At 62.9% G+C, this 16,574-nt stretch carries 18 protein-coding genes; 7 read left to right on the forward strand and 11 right to left on the reverse strand.

The window, feature by feature from the left end:
• The first annotated feature begins 155 nt into the window (after nt 1-155).
• A complete protein-coding gene (locus tag KU306_RS17700) occupies nt 156-584 on the forward strand; it encodes a hypothetical protein (protein ID WP_007541136.1) in 429 nt (142 codons plus the stop codon).
• A gap of 55 nt (nt 585-639) precedes the next feature.
• On the opposite strand, the gene KU306_RS17705 is transcribed toward KU306_RS17700, so the two are convergent.
• The 5 genes from KU306_RS17705 to KU306_RS17725 all read right to left on the reverse strand — a co-directional run bounded on the left by KU306_RS17705 (nt 640) and on the right by KU306_RS17725 (nt 4,853).
• Nucleotides 640-1,404 carry a sugar nucleotidyltransferase gene (locus KU306_RS17705; RefSeq protein WP_258303788.1) on the reverse strand — a complete coding sequence of 255 codons (765 nt, stop codon included), beginning with the start codon at nt 1,402-1,404 and terminating at the stop codon, nt 640-642.
• Between the two features lie 209 nt (nt 1,405-1,613).
• Nucleotides 1,614-2,222: a nitrous oxide reductase accessory protein NosL gene (locus KU306_RS17710; protein ID WP_007541140.1), complete on the reverse strand. Its 609-nt coding sequence runs from the start codon at nt 2,220-2,222 to the stop codon at nt 1,614-1,616.
• Between the two features lie 143 nt (nt 2,223-2,365).
• Nucleotides 2,366-3,691, reverse strand: a complete 1,326-nt coding sequence (gene glmM / locus KU306_RS17715; RefSeq protein ID WP_007541142.1) for a phosphoglucosamine mutase — start codon at nt 3,689-3,691, stop codon at nt 2,366-2,368.
• A 131-nt stretch (nt 3,692-3,822) separates the two neighbouring features.
• A complete protein-coding gene (locus tag KU306_RS17720; RefSeq protein WP_007541144.1) occupies nt 3,823-4,143 on the reverse strand; it encodes a HalOD1 output domain-containing protein in 321 nt (106 codons plus the stop codon).
• A gap of 383 nt (nt 4,144-4,526) precedes the next feature.
• On the reverse strand, nt 4,527-4,853 hold the full coding sequence (locus tag KU306_RS17725; protein WP_007541146.1) for a NifU family protein: 327 nt from the start codon (nt 4,851-4,853) through the stop codon (nt 4,527-4,529).
• A 313-nt stretch (nt 4,854-5,166) separates the two neighbouring features.
• Here KU306_RS17725 and KU306_RS17730 point away from each other — a divergent pair, with 313 nt between their 5' ends.
• Together KU306_RS17730 and KU306_RS17735 are read left to right on the forward strand one after the other, a co-directional pair.
• On the forward strand, nt 5,167-5,979 hold the full coding sequence (locus tag KU306_RS17730) for a DUF7260 family protein (protein WP_258303789.1): 813 nt from the start codon (nt 5,167-5,169) through the stop codon (nt 5,977-5,979).
• 123 nt (nt 5,980-6,102) lie between these two features.
• Complete coding sequence (locus tag KU306_RS17735; protein ID WP_258303790.1) at nt 6,103-6,513, forward strand: metal-dependent transcriptional regulator; 411 nt, start codon at nt 6,103-6,105, stop codon at nt 6,511-6,513.
• A gap of 37 nt (nt 6,514-6,550) precedes the next feature.
• Here the strand turns inward: KU306_RS17735 and KU306_RS17740 are convergent, their stop codons facing one another.
• Nucleotides 6,551-8,797 carry a DUF4129 domain-containing protein gene (locus tag KU306_RS17740; RefSeq protein ID WP_258303791.1) on the reverse strand — a complete coding sequence of 749 codons (2,247 nt, stop codon included), beginning with the start codon at nt 8,795-8,797 and terminating at the stop codon, nt 6,551-6,553.
• A 3-nt stretch (nt 8,798-8,800) separates the two neighbouring features.
• On the reverse strand, nt 8,801-9,781 hold the full coding sequence (locus KU306_RS17745) for a DUF1616 domain-containing protein (RefSeq protein WP_258303792.1): 981 nt from the start codon (nt 9,779-9,781) through the stop codon (nt 8,801-8,803).
• A 154-nt stretch (nt 9,782-9,935) separates the two neighbouring features.
• Between KU306_RS17745 and KU306_RS17750 the strand changes: the two genes are divergently transcribed.
• From KU306_RS17750 to KU306_RS17760, 3 genes are read left to right on the forward strand one after another with little or no spacing between them, the layout of a single operon-like run.
• Complete coding sequence (locus KU306_RS17750) at nt 9,936-11,381, forward strand: DUF58 domain-containing protein (RefSeq protein WP_258303793.1); 1,446 nt, start codon at nt 9,936-9,938, stop codon at nt 11,379-11,381.
• Nucleotides 11,378-11,797, forward strand: coding sequence for a DUF8163 family membrane protein (locus KU306_RS17755; protein ID WP_258303794.1), 420 nt, complete (start codon nt 11,378-11,380; stop codon nt 11,795-11,797). The genes KU306_RS17750 and KU306_RS17755 overlap by 4 nt, the downstream gene beginning before the upstream one ends.
• 2 nt (nt 11,798-11,799) lie before the next feature.
• Nucleotides 11,800-12,702: a bZIP transcription factor gene (locus KU306_RS17760; RefSeq protein ID WP_007541158.1), complete on the forward strand. Its 903-nt coding sequence runs from the start codon at nt 11,800-11,802 to the stop codon at nt 12,700-12,702.
• A gap of 1 nt (nt 12,703) precedes the next feature.
• On the opposite strand, the gene KU306_RS17765 is transcribed toward KU306_RS17760, so the two are convergent.
• The 4 genes from KU306_RS17765 to KU306_RS17780 form a co-directional block, all read right to left on the reverse strand.
• On the reverse strand, nt 12,704-13,339 hold the full coding sequence (locus KU306_RS17765; RefSeq protein WP_007541160.1) for an NADPH-dependent F420 reductase: 636 nt from the start codon (nt 13,337-13,339) through the stop codon (nt 12,704-12,706).
• A gap of 66 nt (nt 13,340-13,405) precedes the next feature.
• Nucleotides 13,406-14,401 (reverse strand): AAA family ATPase, encoded by a 996-nt coding sequence (locus tag KU306_RS17770; RefSeq protein WP_007541162.1) that lies wholly within the window; start codon nt 14,399-14,401, stop codon nt 13,406-13,408.
• A gap of 95 nt (nt 14,402-14,496) precedes the next feature.
• Nucleotides 14,497-15,480 carry a DUF4350 domain-containing protein gene (locus KU306_RS17775; protein ID WP_258303795.1) on the reverse strand — a complete coding sequence of 328 codons (984 nt, stop codon included), beginning with the start codon at nt 15,478-15,480 and terminating at the stop codon, nt 14,497-14,499.
• Nucleotides 15,477-15,752: a DUF8044 family membrane protein gene (locus KU306_RS17780; RefSeq protein ID WP_007541165.1), complete on the reverse strand. Its 276-nt coding sequence runs from the start codon at nt 15,750-15,752 to the stop codon at nt 15,477-15,479. The genes KU306_RS17775 and KU306_RS17780 overlap by 4 nt, the downstream gene beginning before the upstream one ends.
• Nucleotides 15,753-15,880: 128 nt before the next feature.
• On the opposite strand from KU306_RS17780, the gene KU306_RS17785 reads away from it, so the two are divergent.
• Nucleotides 15,881-16,441: a metal-dependent hydrolase gene (locus KU306_RS17785; RefSeq protein ID WP_258303796.1), complete on the forward strand. Its 561-nt coding sequence runs from the start codon at nt 15,881-15,883 to the stop codon at nt 16,439-16,441.
• Nucleotides 16,442-16,574 lie beyond the last annotated feature (133 nt).

Raw genomic sequence — 16,574 nt, forward strand, 5'->3', positions numbered from 1 at the left:
CCGCAGTGTGCCGATTTTCGGCTGCTTTTGCGAACGGCTCAAAATCACGATTTAGGCAGGTTCAAACGAGAATGTATATCTTCGATAGACACTCACAGATTCCTACTAATGTAATTACCATAACATTTATTGTACTCATGGTCTATTGACCGACCATGGCACGCGAACTGGCCCACGACCAGGACCGCGACGACGACGGCGAGAGCGATTCGTCCGTCGGCCGACGTGGATACCTCGGTCTGTGCGGCACGGTGGCGGCCACCGGCGCACTCACCGGGTTCACCGGGTTGGGTGCGGCGACGAACCGCCCTGAAGAGTCCTCCAGATCGTCCGACGAACACACGCTTATCGTGGCTGGCACCGGAACGTCGAGTTCCTTCGAAGTCACCGTCAGCGACACCATCAGCCCACTCGAAGCAAGTGGGGCACTCAGCACGACTGGGACAGTTGGTCCCGCTGCAGAGGGTGCTGTCGATGATGGCGCACGAAGCTACCGCTTCACTGGCGACATCACCGATATCCGTAGTAGTGGCCCGGTCTCCGTCTACGTAGACGGTTCCCGAATCCCCGACGACGCGTACTGAGCGCGACGCCGAACATCGGCTTTTTCGAGCCGCGAAAACGAGAGCGGCTGCGCAGTTACGACCGCGACACGCCGTCTTCCGGGTCGAGCGCACTGTCCGACGCGCCCGCTTCGGCGCGCAGTCGGCGCTCGGCCTCGTCGCGGTCGTCGGGATACCCAACGTCGATTCGCCAGCCCTCCAATTCGACGGTCTCGACGCGCATTCCCGCGCGGACAAGCAGTGCAATCGCGTCCGGCAGTTCGTACTCTCCTCTGTCGGATGGTTGGACGAGACGACACGCACGGAAGATAGCAGGAGAGAACGTGTAGAAGCCAGTGGTCACGAGCGTCGACTGCGGGTCGTCGGGCTTCTCGACGATATCGACTAGTTCGCCGCGTTCGTTCGTCGTGCAGACGCCGTGTCGTGACGCCTCCTCGTACGAGACCGATTCGACGAGCAGCGCCGCATCGACTCCCTGCTCTCGTTGTGTTTCGACCACGTCGGCCAGATTCGCCCTGAAGACGTTGTCACAGAACATGAGCATGAAGTCGCCGTCGACGTGCGGTTCGGCGGTCAAGAGAGCGTGGGCAAGCCCCTTCTGCTCGCGTTGGTGCGTGTACGTGAGTTGAATGCCGTGGTACTCGTCGCCGAGTCGTTCGATAACCTGTGCTTTCAGATAGCCGACGACGAGTGTGACCTCGGACGCCCCGAGCGCCCGAAGGTGGTCGAGGCAGCGTTCGACGAGCGGAACCCCGTCGACTTCGACCAGCGCTTTCGGTCGGTCGTCCGTGAGCGGCCGAAGTCGCGTGCCTTTGCCCGCAGCGAGGAGGACGGCTTGCATGTGCAGAACAGACGGTCGCTGCTGGCATTGTTAGTCGATAGGTAGTGTGGTACTGCAGAACAACATGTCTCGATTCGAGACGGTATGGGCTTCGAACGCCGTCGTTACTCAGGACACAGTGGTGTTCCGACGAGACGCAGTGGTGTTCCGACGAACACGTAGGCTGGGGGAAGTGTTCGATGTACGTCCGCTACCGAGACAGTGAACAACTACCGCTGGAGGTAGCCGTCGAGCCACTCTTGCGTTATGTCGTCGAAGGAAACCGTCGTACCGCCGTGTTCCTCGGCGAACGAACTCGCGTCGTCTCCATTCGAGAACGGAATGAGGTCGGGCCCCATTCCGCCGTGGACGTCGCTGTCGACGACGTACGTCATCTTCTCGGCGTCGCCGAAGGTGTCGGCTCCGGTGTGTGTCGAGATGAACGTCCGTCCCTCTTCGGTTCGGAGTTCGTAGTCGACGGTCGAGTAGTCGGTCACGTAGATGGCAGTTGCCGTCCACCCCTGACGTTTGTGCTCGAAGTAGTAGGGGAACAACCCCATGCTCAGGGTGTGGAACCACGCCGGGTTGTCGTGGCCTTCGGGGGCGTTGTCGGCGTAGAAAATCTGTCCGTTTGGCCCCGCGTGCACACCGATGACCATCCCGCCTTGGTCGTCTTCCTTCCCGCCCGAAAGGTCGATTGGCTCCGGTTTCGGTTCCGACTCGCCGCCACCGAGACAGCCTGCGAGTGCTGTGACGACGCCGAGCGAAATGGCTCGCGTCGCTCTCCGGCGAGAGACTGCGCATTTCGTCCAGCTATCCGGTGTTGGGTCGCGTGGCATCGACTCGTCTACCCGATTGTCGGGGCGACTTCCTATTTAAAACTCGAGGTATGGAGCTGATATTCGAGCATCGAACCGGTGAAAAACAGTGCTCGCAGCGTGTCGTCGGGTACAGAAGTGGCGAGAGTGTGACCTTGCCAGCGTCAGGCCGCGATGCGGACACCCTCGACGAGTGAACACACCTCGTCGAAGAGTTCGTCCGCGGTGTCGGGGTCGCGAGCCTCGGCAGTGACGCGAATCAACGGTTCGGTGCCGCTCGCGCGCACGAGGAACCAGCCATCGTCCGTGTCGACGCGGAGTCCGTCTGTCGCGTCGATGTCGTCGTAGGTGGCGTAGAGGTCTCTCGCGATGCGGTCCATCGCGTGGTCCGCATTCTCGGTCTCGACGCTGGTTCGCCGGGTCGTGTACGCGGTGTCTCCGAGCGAGGCGACCTGTTCCGAGAGCGGGCCGTTGCGAGTGACGAGTTCGGCGAGTTTCAGCGCCGCGTAGTGGCCGTCGGGTGCCAGCGTCTCGTCGGGCCAAATCCAGACGCCAGACTGTTCCCCGCCGAAGACGAATCCTGGATGCGCCACTGCCTCGGCGACGTTGACATCTCCGACCGGTGTGTACGCGACAGAGCCACCAGCGTCTTCGACGACGTCCTGTACGAGCAGACTGGTGTCGACGGGGACCGCGACGGCGTCTCCCGGTTCGACCGCGTCGCGCGCGAACAGCGCGAGCAGGGAGTCGCCGTCGACGTAGGTTCCAGTCTCGTCGACTGCGACGAGTCTGTCGGCGTCACTATCGTGAGCAAGGCCGATATCGGCACCCAGTGCGGGGACGGTCTGCCTGAGTGCAGACAGCGTCTCGGCGGTCGGCTCGCTCTTTCGGGCGGGGAATCGCCCGTCGTACTGACCATCGAGCGTGTTGACCGTCGCGTCCAGTTGGTGGAGCGCGTCGACCGACACGCGGCCCGTCCCGTTCCCGAGATCGAACGCGACAGTCAGGTCGTCGAAGGGGTCGAACGCCGAGACGAGATGGTCGACGTGGCGGGCACTCACACCCGGGGTGAATCGCTCGTCGCCGAAGGCGTCCCAGTCGGCGCGCTCGATATCACCGCGGTTGAGTCGGTGGACGATTTCCCGCGTCTGCGCACGGTCGAAGGCGCGTCCACTCGATGACCAGAGTTTCAGTCCGTTATCGGACGCGGGGTTGTGTGAGCCCGTGACTGCGATTCCAGCGTCGGCACCGAGCCAGCCGACGGCTCGGGCGACGGTCGGCGTCGAGACGACGCCCAATCTGATGACGTCAGCACCGGACTCGCGGAGTCCAGCACTGACAGCGTCGGTGAGGACGTCGCCACTGAGACGGGCGTCCTGACCGACGACGACGGTCCGGGAGTCACAGCCAACCGCACGGCCGATGCGGAGCGCGAGGTCGGCAGTGACGGTTCTGCCGACCGGACCCCGGATGCCACTCGTTCCGAACATACCGGAACAGACGCCGCAAACGTGTTTTGGTATATGTCGCCTACTAACACACTGTGGATTTCAGGGACGTCCTACTCAGATTCAGACAGTGGGTAATCGAATGACTGCGGTAAGTTACTGTGGCTGGAGAATTAGTTCCGAGTCAGGGCCCGCGTCTCGTCGATAGGTGTAATCTCGATGCGGTCTGCAGCGTGAATCGCGATTTGGTAGCCGGCATACGAAAAAGAGAGCATCGCGTCGTCGGTTCCACAGAAGACCTGGTCGAGGGCATCTGGGTCGATTGTACGTGCAAGTGGTGGTAGTTCAGTTGGTCGAACGCCCTCGATTGCCGCGACGCTCAAAACCACGTTCGTGCTGAGCGGTTCGTCGTGTTCTCGTCCTACTCGATAAAAGCCCGTCGAGTGGTCGTACTCTACCTTTGATTGCATCCATTGTTCCGTCTGTGCCATCATGCTGAGAGACACTGTTGGGTGTGTAGTGGTGGTTCTTAAAACCGTGCAATTTGTGAACAGTTGTACATCGTGAGAGTCACGAATGAGTGAAGATACCGCGACCGACACAGAATCCGAGAGCGGTCGGGAAAGCCGCAGAGAAAGCGTCAAATTAGTTCGTGACAGTGGGAAAGTCAATAACGAACCACATGCGTGTCGAGACAGTCATAGTCGACAGAACGAGTCAGGGCAGGTATCGAACGCACTGTGAACGAAAGAGAGCGATACGACTCACTCAGTATCATCGAACTCGTCGAAGCGATCAAGAAGGAAAAGTAAGAGTTCTCAGCGTCGTTGGCGACTCGCCTCGTCGAAGGCGCAGTAGGTGGAACTCTCGCTGTTTTTTAGAACGGCGGGCTGTAGTCTTCGTACTCGTCCATCTCTTCCATTTCGTCGGTCTTGTTCGGCATCACAGCCGCTCGCGGGCCGTTCGCACGACGGACCGTCACTTTGGAGAGGTCCTCGACTTCGTCGGGGAGTCGGTGGCGAATCGCTCGCATCGTCATCGGTGCGATGCCACAGCCAGAGCAAGCACCACCGATAACGACCGTCACTTCACCGGTTTCGTCGTCGACATCTTCGATTTCGAAGTGACCACCGTGTTCTTGAATCTGCGGTACGTTGTCGTTGAGGAAACTGCGCGTCTGTCGTTCGAGGCTTTCTGCGCTCATACAAGTAATCCATTCGCCGGATATGTGTTAAAACTATGGAGTTAGGCCGCCCTAAATTTGAAAATGTAATTTTTAGGTTGTCCAAACAATTACAAACGTATAATTCCGCCACCGCTTCCTAGGAATACCAATAGAGTACCAGCCACTGGGTAGGACAGTTGGGATTGTAGAAATATTTCAGCACGATAGTTGTTGTACGATAGTATCAGGACAATGATTTAGGGCTGCCTAAAATCCGAAAACCATATGAGTATTTAGGTTGGCCTAAAACTATGGTAACGGTAGCAAACAGCTACGGACCACTGACGCAGGCATGAACGTCGAGAGACACACTCGACAGGCTCTCGACCGGGTCCACAGTGAGCAAGAACGCATCTTAGAGAAACAAGCCGCGTACGACGAGTTCGAACGTCGTATCCGCGGTCTCTCTCCCGGCACGCCCAACCAACGAGCGGCGGTGTCTCAGACGACGGGTGTGAGTGGCCTCGCTGGGTGTACGGTCAGTCAGGCAAGCACCAACCGGAGTCGAGGAGACCAGTGCCAGCAGGTGCGGGAGGCATTCGCCCAGACTGTCCGGCCGTGTAGCCTCGACGACGTTCGTACGCGGGAGTCGCTGTTGGAAACGATTCAGGAAGAACTAGGCGAAGACCTCGCGATTGCACTGGCCCCGAAGAGTGCAAGCCGATTTACGCCGGAGACCAAACGAGCAGTTCTCGAAGCGACGACTGAGCGGCGTGGCGAACTCACCGTGATGAAGCGGGCGCTCGAACGAGAAGAGCGCTCACTCGAACGGACGGCCGACGCAGTTACAGACACCATCGACTGGCTTCGCCGAGTCGACGAAACACCCCTTTCGGCACTCGGATTCGACGAGTTGCAGGCGCGACACGGAGAGTTATCCGAGCGCCGGACTCGATGCGACACCCTCGCTCGTGAGCGCCAGTCGACGCTCGCCGAGACGTCGAACAGCGGCGTGAGCGTCGCCATCGAGCAGCGAGCACTCACCGAGTATTTGTACGCGGAAGCGACGGTCGGGTATCCCGCATTGGCGACGATAGGTTCCCTCGATAGCGTGCTGGCAGCGTGTCAGAGAGCGGTTCGAGACCACCTAGTTCGGAGGGCATAAGTTGCAATTGGACGACATTTATGTGACAGACGCAGTGAGCATTCGAGTAGCTAAGGAGTGCGTGAATACGTCTCAAGTAGACCTCTCAGGGACGGGCGTACCCACCTCCCAGCGTAAACACCAATGACAAGTGCATCGCTGTACCTGCTGGCACTGTACATCGTCGAACACAGAGAAGAACCACCAGTTTCGCCGAGTGTCGTCGCCGAGCAAGTCGGTCGCTCGTCGGCGACAGTCATCGAGGCCTTCCATCAATTCGACGAGGAGGGTTTGGTCTCGTACGAACCGTACAAAGGAGTGGAGCTAACCGAAGCAGGAACGGAGGCCGCAGAAGAACTCCACGAGACGTACGTGACGCTCTCGTGGTTTTTTCGGAGCGTTCTCGACCTCGACGAGTACGAAGCAGAGGCGATGGAGATGGCGGGAATCGTCAGCGGAGACGTCGCAGAACGACTCGTCACGACACTTCCCTACGACGGCAGTTCGCCCGCCGAAATCCCCGAGATAGACTGGGGGAGTCGAAAACGAGACTAGAATCGCAACGGAACCCGAGAGTAGCGAACGATGCCGGTCACTCAGGCCGGGACGACTGTTTCGTATCGCTGTCGTCAGCCGATTCGTCCCCTGACTGTGAGCCTTCCTCCGCCTTGATGAGTGCTTCTGCGGTTCCGACAGCAGTGGTCGCCTCCTCGTGTGACGGCGCGCGCGGACTGAACGCGGCTCGTTCGTACCACTCGGTCAACGAACGAAGCATGTCGGAGTCGGCGATGCCGTCCCGAACGCTCTCGTAGAACTCGGTGTGTGTCTCCGAATCCGACCCGGGGGCGGCGTCCCGGAGTCGACGGCGGGTCGCGATGTACGCGCGTTCTGTGGCACCTGCCGGGTCGTCACCGAGTCGTTCGCGTGCGAGGCGAAGGAGTTCCCGCGGTGAGAGCGCCGACTGACCCGTCGAGGATACAGCACCGCGACTGCCACCGACGCGAGCGCGACCGGCGACGGGCGAGGGTGCCACGCCGACGCCGTCTGCGACGGTTCCGATACGTCGGAGCGCGACGAGGCCGCCGAGGACGACGACCACGACAGCGCCGAGCGCGACTGCGCCGGTCGGCACAATGACGTCACCGACCAGCAACTGTTCCTGCACCGTGACCGACTGACCACCCGGGAGTGGCACCGCGGGAAGGGCCGGTGCCGGGATGGCGGGGCGGGCAGGCGACACCACTCCGAGTTCGACAGCGACCGACTCGCTTTCTGCTGCCAGCAGGTTCGACCCGCGACCGGGGTACGCGACAGAGACGGTGACAGACCCGTTTTCACGTTGCTCGTCGTCCAGTGCGAGCGTGGTCGCGAACCGGCCCTGCTCGTCAGTCCGAATCCGTTCGACGCTCGTTCCGTCGACCCGCACGTCGAGCGTGACGTTCGAAATCGGCGTTTGGTCGGCAGTCCGGAACGCTCCCGTGACACGGACTCCCTCGTCGGTGGGGGCGACGTTCGCCAGCCGGACGGACGTAGCAGTCGTCTCGACTACGACGGGGCTGGTGACGTTGACCGGGGCGAGTGCCCGTTCTTCGGCGGGGATTTCGACGCGAAGTTGTCTGTCACCCGGTGCGACGTCACCCGGCAAGTCGAGTTCGAAGACGAACCGGCCGTTTTCGTCCGTGACGTTCCGGGCACGGGTTCGACCGTCGATGGAGAGCGCGACTGTCGCATTCGGCGCGGGAGTCTCGTTGACGAACATTACACCTTCGACGCGGACGGTCTCCCCGTAGGCCGTCTGTGTGGGCGCGGCGTCGACAGTGAACGCGGGTGTCGACTGCTCGATTCGCAGCGAGAGTACCGCCGTCGACCCGAGGTACGAGGAGTTCGGGTCGGGAACGTACGAGACCGAGACGTTCTGCGGGCCAGTTCCGACCATCGTCGGTCGGTAGTCGAGACTGAACGACCCGTCGGCGTCGGTCACGACGCGCGTGGACTGCGCCCCGACAGTGATGTTGAGCGAGGCGTCTCCAAGCGGTTCGCCGTCTGTCTCGGTCACGCGGCCGGTAATCGGGAACGGGTCGGCGAACGACCCCGCGACAGCCCTACTTTGTGCCTCGATTTGTGTCCGTCTGAACTCCGCGTCTCGGACTTGCTCTTGGTCCTGTTCGACCGACGTGCTGACAGTTTCGAGACGCTCCCGCCCGACGTCGAGTTGGACGCCGCCTGTCGACTCCACCTCGGTGTAGTTCGCTTCGAGGCGAGTGCGCGACTCCGCCGCTTCGCCGGCGAGTTCGTCTAGTTCGCGCGCGAGGGTTCGCGCACGGTCCTCGTTGCCCGCGGCCTTCGCCTCAAGGTAGCGCTGGTACGTTCGGTCGTACTCCTGGACGGTCTCGATGTATTCGAGTTGCCCCTCACGAGTGTCGACGAGGCTCGTGCCGGTCGTATCGAGGTCGCGGTCGCTCGCGATGAGTTCGTACCGGTCGAGAAGTGTGTCGTACTCGGGACCGAGAATCTCGCGTGCGCGTTGGTAGTCGTCGTCCGAGAGGGCTTCTGCACTCGATTTTAAGCGCTCACCCAGCGCAGCCACGAGATACGCCTCGACGGACGACACGTTGCCCTGGCCGACCGCCTCGTCGGGGTCGAGATGTCGCGGTGGCGACGACGCGTTCGTCTCGTTCGTCGCGTTTTGCATTCCCGTCTCGTTCGTCTCGCCATCGACCTGTTCAGCTATCGGAGCTCCACCGACTGCGACCTCACCGCCGAGGTCAGCGAATGCGACTGCTGGCGAGACCGCCGAAGCGAGGAGGAGGAAGGCAACTGCGAGGACCAGTGGTCGCACGTGTCAGGCCTCCATCGTGGGTTCGCTGACAGTGACCCAGACGTGGACGTGGTCGTCGGCGTTCTCGAACGTCGGGTCGGCCGGCGGGTCGTTGTAGTACAGCAGGTACGTCAGACGAAGGTTGCGGCCGGTGAACGACGGCGACACCTCGTGTTCGAGTCGCCACGTCTCGTCGTCTTCGAGGTTCGCCCGGAAGCGGTCGAGTTCGCGCTGTTCCGTCACGACTCCCTCGTCGTCTACGTCTTGCAACAGCACGACGACGGTGTAGGCCTGTTGGGACCCCTCGCGGTTTTCGATACCGACGACCATCGGCTTCGACTCGCCGAGTTCGAACTGCGACGGGTAGTTGTCGGCGATGAGCGTCCCGTCTTCGGCCTCGGCGAGGAGGTAGAATTCACTGAACGATTCTCCGACGCGGGGCTCCGCGGCCGCGTACGCGAGGCTCGCACCGGCACCAAGGACCGCGACCGCGACAATCACGTCGACCGGGCGAATGGCCCGGTTCTGGAAGGGGTCCGTGAGAATCTCCGGGGACTCGTACCGTTCGTCACCGGGCAGTGAGGCGCGGCGCGCTGCTGCGACGACTGTCGCGGAGAGCGTCACCACAGACAACGAGACGAGCACCGACCCCAAGGAGAGTACAAACGGCGAGAAGTGAATGCCGAGCGCGACGAGCGGAGCCACGACGATACTCGTCCCGATGGCGAACGTCAGTCGCTCGGCGTTGTCGGGGTCCTCCCGCGAATCCACCGGCTGATCCGTATCGGGGGCCGCGGGATACAGCGCAGAGACGAGGGCGTACCCCGGCGCGAGGAGGACAAATGCAACGGCCAGGAGGCCGCGAATCGCTACCGCTACGGGTTCATCTGGGAGGACCATCGCGACCCACGTAGCGACGACCACCACGACGAGGATGGTCAGGTCGGCGGGGAACCCCCGTAAGAACGCGGGCGGTCGAAACTGTAGGCTCGCGTCCGTGGACATTGTTCACAATACGTGTGCTTACAGCAAAAATCAGTCGGTGCGACACGTCCGAAACGCGACCAGATTGGTCGGCGGACCATCTACCTCACCAACAACTTAAACTCGTTTGCTAACGTTGTACATTCGAGTGAAGCTAACAAGACGGTTCTGGGGTGTGGCCACACTTGCCATTCTCTCGGGAGCGGGGGCGGTCGCATTCGAGCGACCCGCGCTACTCGTCGCAGCCGTGGGCCCGCTAGCGTGGCTCGTCAGTCGGCAGTACGCCTTCGTCCGCGCCGCCGGCATCGCAGTGTCGGGTCTCGACGTCGAGTTCACCCCGGAGCGTCGGACGACGCCGGCCGGCAAACCGCTGTCAGTGACCGTCTCTGCGAAGCTCCCGCGGCCGGTGTCGGCAGTCGTCAGTATCGAGCCGGACGTCCCCGTCGGTGCGGCGGCCGATGCCGAATCGACCATGTTACTCGAATCGCCGGCGACGGACGGGTCGCTCTCGTTCGACGTCACGTGGCGCGTCGCCGGGCGCTACGAACTGCCGCCCGCGCGTGTCGTCGTCGAGGATGCAGCCGGATTGTTCTCAGTCGAGACGACGATGGGCGACAGCGTCGTCGTCGACGTGGACCCCGCGCGAGCGACAGACGTTCTCGTGCGTGGCGGGCGGTCCGACAGGTTCGTCCCGCTCGGCGTCTCGAAACCGTGGCTCGCTGGACAGGGGACCGAAGTCGCCGACATCCGGGAGTACAAACCCGGCGACCCCACGAATCACATCGAGTGGAAAGCCACCGCGCGGCGCGGGTCGCTCCACATCCGCGAGTTCGAAGCCGAGACGAACCCGTCGGTGATGGTCGTCTTCGACGCGCGCGCGAGGCTGTCTGCCGGTGAGACCGGCGGCACAAAGCTCGCGTACCTCCGTGAGGTCGCACTGTCGTTCCTCCAGCGGTCACGAAACGTCTCCGAGCCACTCGGCCTGACCGTCGTCAGCGACGACGGTCGGCCGACGATGCTCGAACCCGGGAGCGCCGCCAGCCACTACAAACAAGTCCGTGAGAAGTTGTTCGAAGCCGGCAGCGAAAGCGGGTCCCAGACGAGTCAGTCTCCTCGGTCGCCCGGAAGCGCGCGCGCTGCCGCGTTGGCGCTGGAAACTGAGCAGTCGCCGTTCGCCCGCCAGCTCGAACCGTTCTTCCAAGCGCGCGCACCGTACGCGAGCGCGGTTGCAAACGACCCGCTGTACCGAGCAATCGTCCGTCACGGGAGCGTCGCTGGCGGGGACTCGCTGACCGTCATCTGCACCGACGACGCCGACCGGACGGCGCTCGTCGAGGCGGTGACTGCCGCCCGGCGCTTCGGAAGTCGCGTCCTCGTGTTCCTGACGCCCACGGCGCGGTTCGATGGACGGCTAACGCAGGACCGCCTCGACGAGTTCGAGCGCGTCCGCGCGCAACTCGCCGGAATGCCGAACGTCTGGGCCTACGAGGTTGCACCCGGACACAGCATCGAGACGTCCGAAGGCGAAGGCGACGCGGGACCGCAGTCGGCAGTCGGCGAGCACTCGACCGCCGGGCGCGGCGATGCCGACACAGAGACGAACGTCGCGGAGGTGCAATGATGCGCATCTCGACCGTCGAGGCGGCGGCCATCGGGGGGTTCGCCGTCGCCGCGTGGGTCTCGATTGGACCACTCGGCGTCATCATGGCGCTGGCCGTCGCACTGGCGTCGTTCCTCTTGTCGGCACCCTACGCGTTCGTCGTCGGACAGGTGCTCCTCGTCGCACTCGTCCCGACGACGGCCACGGGCTTTCTGGGCGCGGAAGTCGCGCTGCTCGGACTGGTCGTCGGTGACCTCGAAGACGCCGGCCAGGCTCGGCGAACCGTCCCCATCGCCCTCGGGTTTGCGCTCGTGGGGCTCAGCGTCGTGTTCGTCGCCGTTCCGTACGGAACCATGGCAGCAGCGGTCGCGGTCGTGACCGCCGGCGGACTCGCACTCGGTGTGCTCTCGCAGTACACCGTCGTCGGAGGGACCTAACTATGCACACATTCGACTCTGAGACAGCCGTCACCGAATCAGACGTTGCATCGCTCGCCGCACGAATCGACGAACTGGAGGCCGAAAACCAGCGTCTCAGAGCGGAGACCAGAGAACTCAGACAGGTCAGATACCGACGTGTCGCGCTCGGATTCGCCGTGGTCGGCGTCTTGTCGTTCGTGGCGGGCTGGTACCTTCCCACCTCGCAGACCGTCCTCTTCGGTCTCGGTGGGGTCGGTCTCTTCGCGTCGCTGTTGATGGTCTCGCTGGTGCCGACAGACATCGTCGCCGCACCGACAGCCAGCCACCTCCGGGCGGCCCACGCCGCCACGGTCGAAGAACTCGTCTCCGACCTCGGACTGCACCGAACGACGGTGTACGTCCCGACACCGAGCGAGCGACCGGAGATTGCCGACGTTCGGCTCTACATCCCGCAACACAGGGAGTACGAGGTTCCGTCGCCGCCGGCGCTCCACGACGTGTTCGTCGTCACCGAAGACGAGCGGAACCGCGGCGTCTCGTTGCCGCCGAGTGGCGGGGCGCTTCTCGTCGCCCTCGACAGAGACGAAGACGTTCCCCTGCTCGACGCAGACGAGATAGTCGAACGACTCCCGGATGCGCTTGTCGAAGGGTTCGAACTCGCAAACGACGTCGAAATCGACGCAGATATCGACGCTGGCAGAGTCTCGGTCTCGGTGTCGGGAAGCGCGCTCGAAGACGCTGAACTGCTCGACCACCCGGTCGGGTCGCTCGTCGCGAGCGCCCTCGCACGGGCACTCGGTACCGAGGTGACACTCACTGTAGAGACCGACACCGAAGAACCAGTGTTCGTCTGCCGGTGGGACCCGAAAACGACGCAAGACGAGCGTCGGGCCGGAACAGAGACCAGCGAGTTGGCCGCGTAGACTACCGCGAAATCGACAACTGCCGTACTTTTTCTCGTGCTTCTGCCGTCGAAATCTCCCGATGATAGAACACGGAGCCTGGCTCTTGGAGTGCGCCGCCGTCCGCGAGACTTCCCGTGTCGACCGGCCCGAAGCCGATGTCTCTGACGAGGTCGGCGACGACTGCTTTCGCTTCGGGGTCGTCGCCCGCGAGGAAGAGAGCGAACCGTTCCGACTCGGGGAGTTCGGGATGCCCTCTGTCCCGAAGCGTCTCCCAGTACATGGTGTTGAACGCCTTGACGACACGTGCACCCGGCAGTTGCTCGGCGACGAGTTCCGACGACGTGTCGTCGCCGAGGTCCATCACGTGGTAGTCTTCGGTGTACGGATTCATCGCGTCGACGACGATGCGGCCGTCGAACAGCTCAGCGTCCGGGAGCGTCTCGCGCTCTCGAAACGGAATAGCGAGGAGAACGAGCTCGCCGAACTCGACCGCACGTGCAGGTTCGACGGGCGAGATTCGCGGCAGGTTCTCCGCGAGGTCGGCCAACGAGTCCGGACCGCTTCGGTTCGCAATCGCCACCTCGTGGCCCACCTCCACGAACAGTTGCGCTGCTGTTGCACCCACCTTTCCGGCACCGAGTACACCGATTTTCATGAATAAAGATTGACGTTAAGTGCATTGAATCTTGGGTGAGAACGAGTGTCCGAGACGCAAGCGGCCTTACTCGTCGGTGCCGCCGTCGGCGACGCCGGAGGCTTCGTCCGCCGTGTCGGCCACACCGGGCGGGGAGACGGATTCGACGACCTCGTCGACGACGCCGCGTTCGTCGACGTCGCCGAAGACCGCATCGGGCCGAAGGACGATACGGTGGGCGACGGTCGGCTTGGCGAGCGCTTTCACGTCGTCCGGGGTGACGTAATCGCGTCCGTGGAGGGCGGCACGGGCCTTGGACGCAGTGAGGAGGCCAATCGAGGCACGCGGCGACGCGCCGTAGGCTACCGCTGGGTGTTCGCGCGTTTCGGTCACGAGGTCGACGATGTACTGTTTCACGTCGTCGTCGACGAACACCTCGTCGACCGCGTTGCGGGCCGATTCGAGTTCGTTCATCGTGATGACCTGCTGGATGCGGAGCGGGCTGAGGTCCGGGTCGGCGTCGAACCGGTCGAGAATCGTGTGCTCTTCGTCGTCCGACGGGAGGTCGACGATGTACTTGAGTTGGAAGCGGTCGCGTTGCGCCTTCGGCAGTTCGAAGGTCCCCTCCATCTCGATGGGGTTCTGGGTGGCGACGACGAGGAACGGGTCCGGGAGCGCCAGCGTGTCGCCCTCGATAGTGACCGTCCCCTCCTGCATCGCTTCGAGGAGCGCCGACTGCGTCTTCGGCGTCGCCCGGTTGATTTCGTCGGCGACGACGACGTTCGTGAACACTGGTCCCTTCTGAATCTCGAAGGTGCCCGTCTGTTCGCGGTACACTTTCGTCCCCGTGAGGTCGGCGGGGAGCACGTCAGGCGTGAGTTGGATACGGCGGGTGTCGAGGCCGGTCGCTCGGGCGAACGACGCAGCGATAGTCGTCTTCGCCACGCCCGGGACGCCCTCGATGAGGACGTGACCTCCGGTCAGGAGTGCGATGGTCAGTCCCTCGACCACAGCTGCGTTTCCGACGAGAACTGTTTCCATTTCTTCGGCCAGCGCGTGGTAAATTTCGGAAACGTCAGTCATGACAGTAGTAACAACGGCAAAGGCCAAAACTGTTTGTCCAATAACGAGAGAATCGAGTGGTCTCAGGAGTCATCAAAGCGGGGAGAGACAATGACTCACGAGCGGTCAGAGCCGGGACGTCGCTCCCGACGCGGTGCGGCGAGGAAGCCAATCGCGAGCGCGACTCCCACACCGAGGATGACCTGAACGCGCTGGTCAGTTCGAACGACTTGCTCGACGACCGCGAGCGCCGGCGTCCCCGTGCTTCCAGTCTGGTCGATAACGACACGGTCGTGCTGTTCGACGAGGGCCGACGCGAACGCGCGGTTCCCCGGTCGGTCGAGCATCGCGTTGATGAACAGACTCGGGTCCGAGACGGCGACGACACGGCCGTTACCCACGGGTTCGACGGTCGCTACCGGGTGTGCCGCCATCGGCTCGCGCGGGTCCGGTTCGCCGTCCCCGTTGGTATCGAGATACGAGAACGTCGAGGCGCGAACGAGCGGCGTGAGACTCTCGGGGAGTGCTGCCGTGCCATTGGCGGCGACGACGGGCGTCCCGTTCTCGTCGAGCGTCGTCGCGCTGTCCGCGTAGATGGCCGTGCCGTAGTTGAGCGTCAGCCCCTCGACACCGGTCGTGAAGTTGTGCTGCGTGACGTTCCGCGCGATTGGAAGCGCAGGGTCGCGGTAGTACAGGCGTTCGTCTCTGAGAACGCGCCCGTCGAAGCGCGCGTCCGCGCCGACTCCCTCGAGGACGGCGTTGCCGCCAGTTCCGTAGTCGTCGGCGACGACGAGCGTGCCGCCAGCGCGGACGAACGACCGAAGGGCAGCGAGTTGCTCGGGTGACGGGTCGGACGGCGCACCGACGAACGCGACCGCGCCAACTGGTTCGACCCGGTCGTACTGTGCGGGTTCCGTGACAGTGAGTGCCCGGATGTCGGAGTCGGATGCAACCCCTCGAAGCGACGAAGAGCCGTCCCACTCGGTGTTGTAGGCGTCGAACGCGATAGAGGACGTGCCGGCCGCAACGCCGAGTGACGCGGCGACGACGACGACGTAGAGGACGAACGCGAGTTTCGGAATCCGGCGACGAGACGTCATAGCACCCCTCCTTCCTGCAGTATCGTGGACACCCGAGTGACGACGACGTAGCCGAACACGAGGAAGCCCGCGAGGATTATCCAGCGCAGGTGGTCCCGCCAGCGCTGGACGTGGTTCACCGGCTCGGTGAGCTCCGTGATGAACAGAAGTCCGACGAAGACGAAGACGAACAGTAAGTCGAGCGCGACGAGTTCGAGAACCGAGAGAACCGCGACGCTGACCAGTGTCCACGTCAACAGTGCGTAGACGAATCGGAGACGTCCCGGTACCATACCACATATGTCGTCACGTAGGTACTTGTACCTTCCTCGGAATTTCACACCATCAGACGCCATACCCGTCGATTTTCCTGAACGAATCGACCACAAGGTGGATACCCTTCGGGCGACAGATACCAGTCATGTGGCCGTGGGGACACCTCGCATTTGGCTACCTCCTCTACTCACCAGCGGTGCGAGCCAAGACTGGCCGCGCGCCGGAGGGGGTAGCCGCCATCGCACTCGCTCTCGGGACGCAGTTCCCGGACCTCGTCGACAAGCCGCTGGCGTGGTATCTCGACGTGCTTCCCCACGGTCGGTCGCTCATGCACTCCGTGTTCGCGCTCGTCGTGGTGTCGCTGGTCGTGATTCGTCTCGGTCGGCGATACGAATCCCCGGCGGGTGCGGCGTTCGCCGTCGGCCACGCGTCACACCTCGCAGGCGACGCACTGAGACCACTCCTCGCTGGCGACTGGGCGAACCTCACGTTCCTCGCGTGGCCGTTGCTTCCCGTCCCGCTGGCGACAATCGAAGACACGTCACTGGTGGCACTCCTCACGAGACTCACGCTGTCGAGCGCTGCGTTCGGTGAAGTACTGTTGGGGCTCAGCGTCGTGTTGCTGTGGGTCCTCGACGGCCGACCGGGACTACAGACGATTGGCCGCCTCGTTCGCGGAAGGTTGCGGGAGAATCGTCGTCACTGAAACGTCGTCACCGAAACGCCGTCACCGAAACGCCGTCACCGAAACGTCGTCACCGAAACGCCGTCACCGAAACGCCGTCACCGAAACGCCGTCACCGAAACGTCGTCACTGAAACGTCGTCTAAAACGTGCGT

The sequence above is a fragment of the Haloferax larsenii genome, assembly GCF_024730625.1.
GTDB classification, from domain to species: domain Archaea; phylum Halobacteriota; class Halobacteria; order Halobacteriales; family Haloferacaceae; genus Haloferax; species Haloferax larsenii.

What these genes read in the sequence shown, in the direction of transcription:
- KU306_RS17765 (WP_007541160.1), bottom strand. Translation starts at nt 13,339, where the DNA reads ATGAAAATCGGTGTACTCGGTGCCGGAAAGGTGGGTGCAACAGCAGCG.
- KU306_RS17780 (WP_007541165.1), bottom strand. Translation starts at nt 15,752, where the DNA reads ATGGTACCGGGACGTCTCCGATTCGTCTACGCACTGTTGACGTGGACA.
- KU306_RS17725 (WP_007541146.1), bottom strand. Translation starts at nt 4,853, where the DNA reads ATGAGCGCAGAAAGCCTCGAACGACAGACGCGCAGTTTCCTCAACGAC.
- KU306_RS17735 (WP_258303790.1), top strand. Translation starts at nt 6,103, where the DNA reads ATGACAAGTGCATCGCTGTACCTGCTGGCACTGTACATCGTCGAACAC.
- KU306_RS17730 (WP_258303789.1), top strand. Translation starts at nt 5,167, where the DNA reads ATGAACGTCGAGAGACACACTCGACAGGCTCTCGACCGGGTCCACAGT.
- KU306_RS17710 (WP_007541140.1), bottom strand. Translation starts at nt 2,222, where the DNA reads ATGCCACGCGACCCAACACCGGATAGCTGGACGAAATGCGCAGTCTCT.
- KU306_RS17755 (WP_258303794.1), top strand. Translation starts at nt 11,378, where the DNA reads ATGATGCGCATCTCGACCGTCGAGGCGGCGGCCATCGGGGGGTTCGCC.
- KU306_RS17705 (WP_258303788.1), bottom strand. Translation starts at nt 1,404, where the DNA reads ATGCAAGCCGTCCTCCTCGCTGCGGGCAAAGGCACGCGACTTCGGCCG.
- KU306_RS17700 (WP_007541136.1), top strand. Translation starts at nt 156, where the DNA reads ATGGCACGCGAACTGGCCCACGACCAGGACCGCGACGACGACGGCGAG.
- KU306_RS17770 (WP_007541162.1), bottom strand. Translation starts at nt 14,401, where the DNA reads ATGACTGACGTTTCCGAAATTTACCACGCGCTGGCCGAAGAAATGGAA.
- glmM (WP_007541142.1), bottom strand. Translation starts at nt 3,691, where the DNA reads ATGTTCGGAACGAGTGGCATCCGGGGTCCGGTCGGCAGAACCGTCACT.
- KU306_RS17720 (WP_007541144.1), bottom strand. Translation starts at nt 4,143, where the DNA reads ATGATGGCACAGACGGAACAATGGATGCAATCAAAGGTAGAGTACGAC.
- KU306_RS17775 (WP_258303795.1), bottom strand. Translation starts at nt 15,480, where the DNA reads ATGACGTCTCGTCGCCGGATTCCGAAACTCGCGTTCGTCCTCTACGTC.
- KU306_RS17785 (WP_258303796.1), top strand. Translation starts at nt 15,881, where the DNA reads ATGTGGCCGTGGGGACACCTCGCATTTGGCTACCTCCTCTACTCACCA.
- KU306_RS17760 (WP_007541158.1), top strand. Translation starts at nt 11,800, where the DNA reads ATGCACACATTCGACTCTGAGACAGCCGTCACCGAATCAGACGTTGCA.
- KU306_RS17745 (WP_258303792.1), bottom strand. Translation starts at nt 9,781, where the DNA reads ATGTCCACGGACGCGAGCCTACAGTTTCGACCGCCCGCGTTCTTACGG.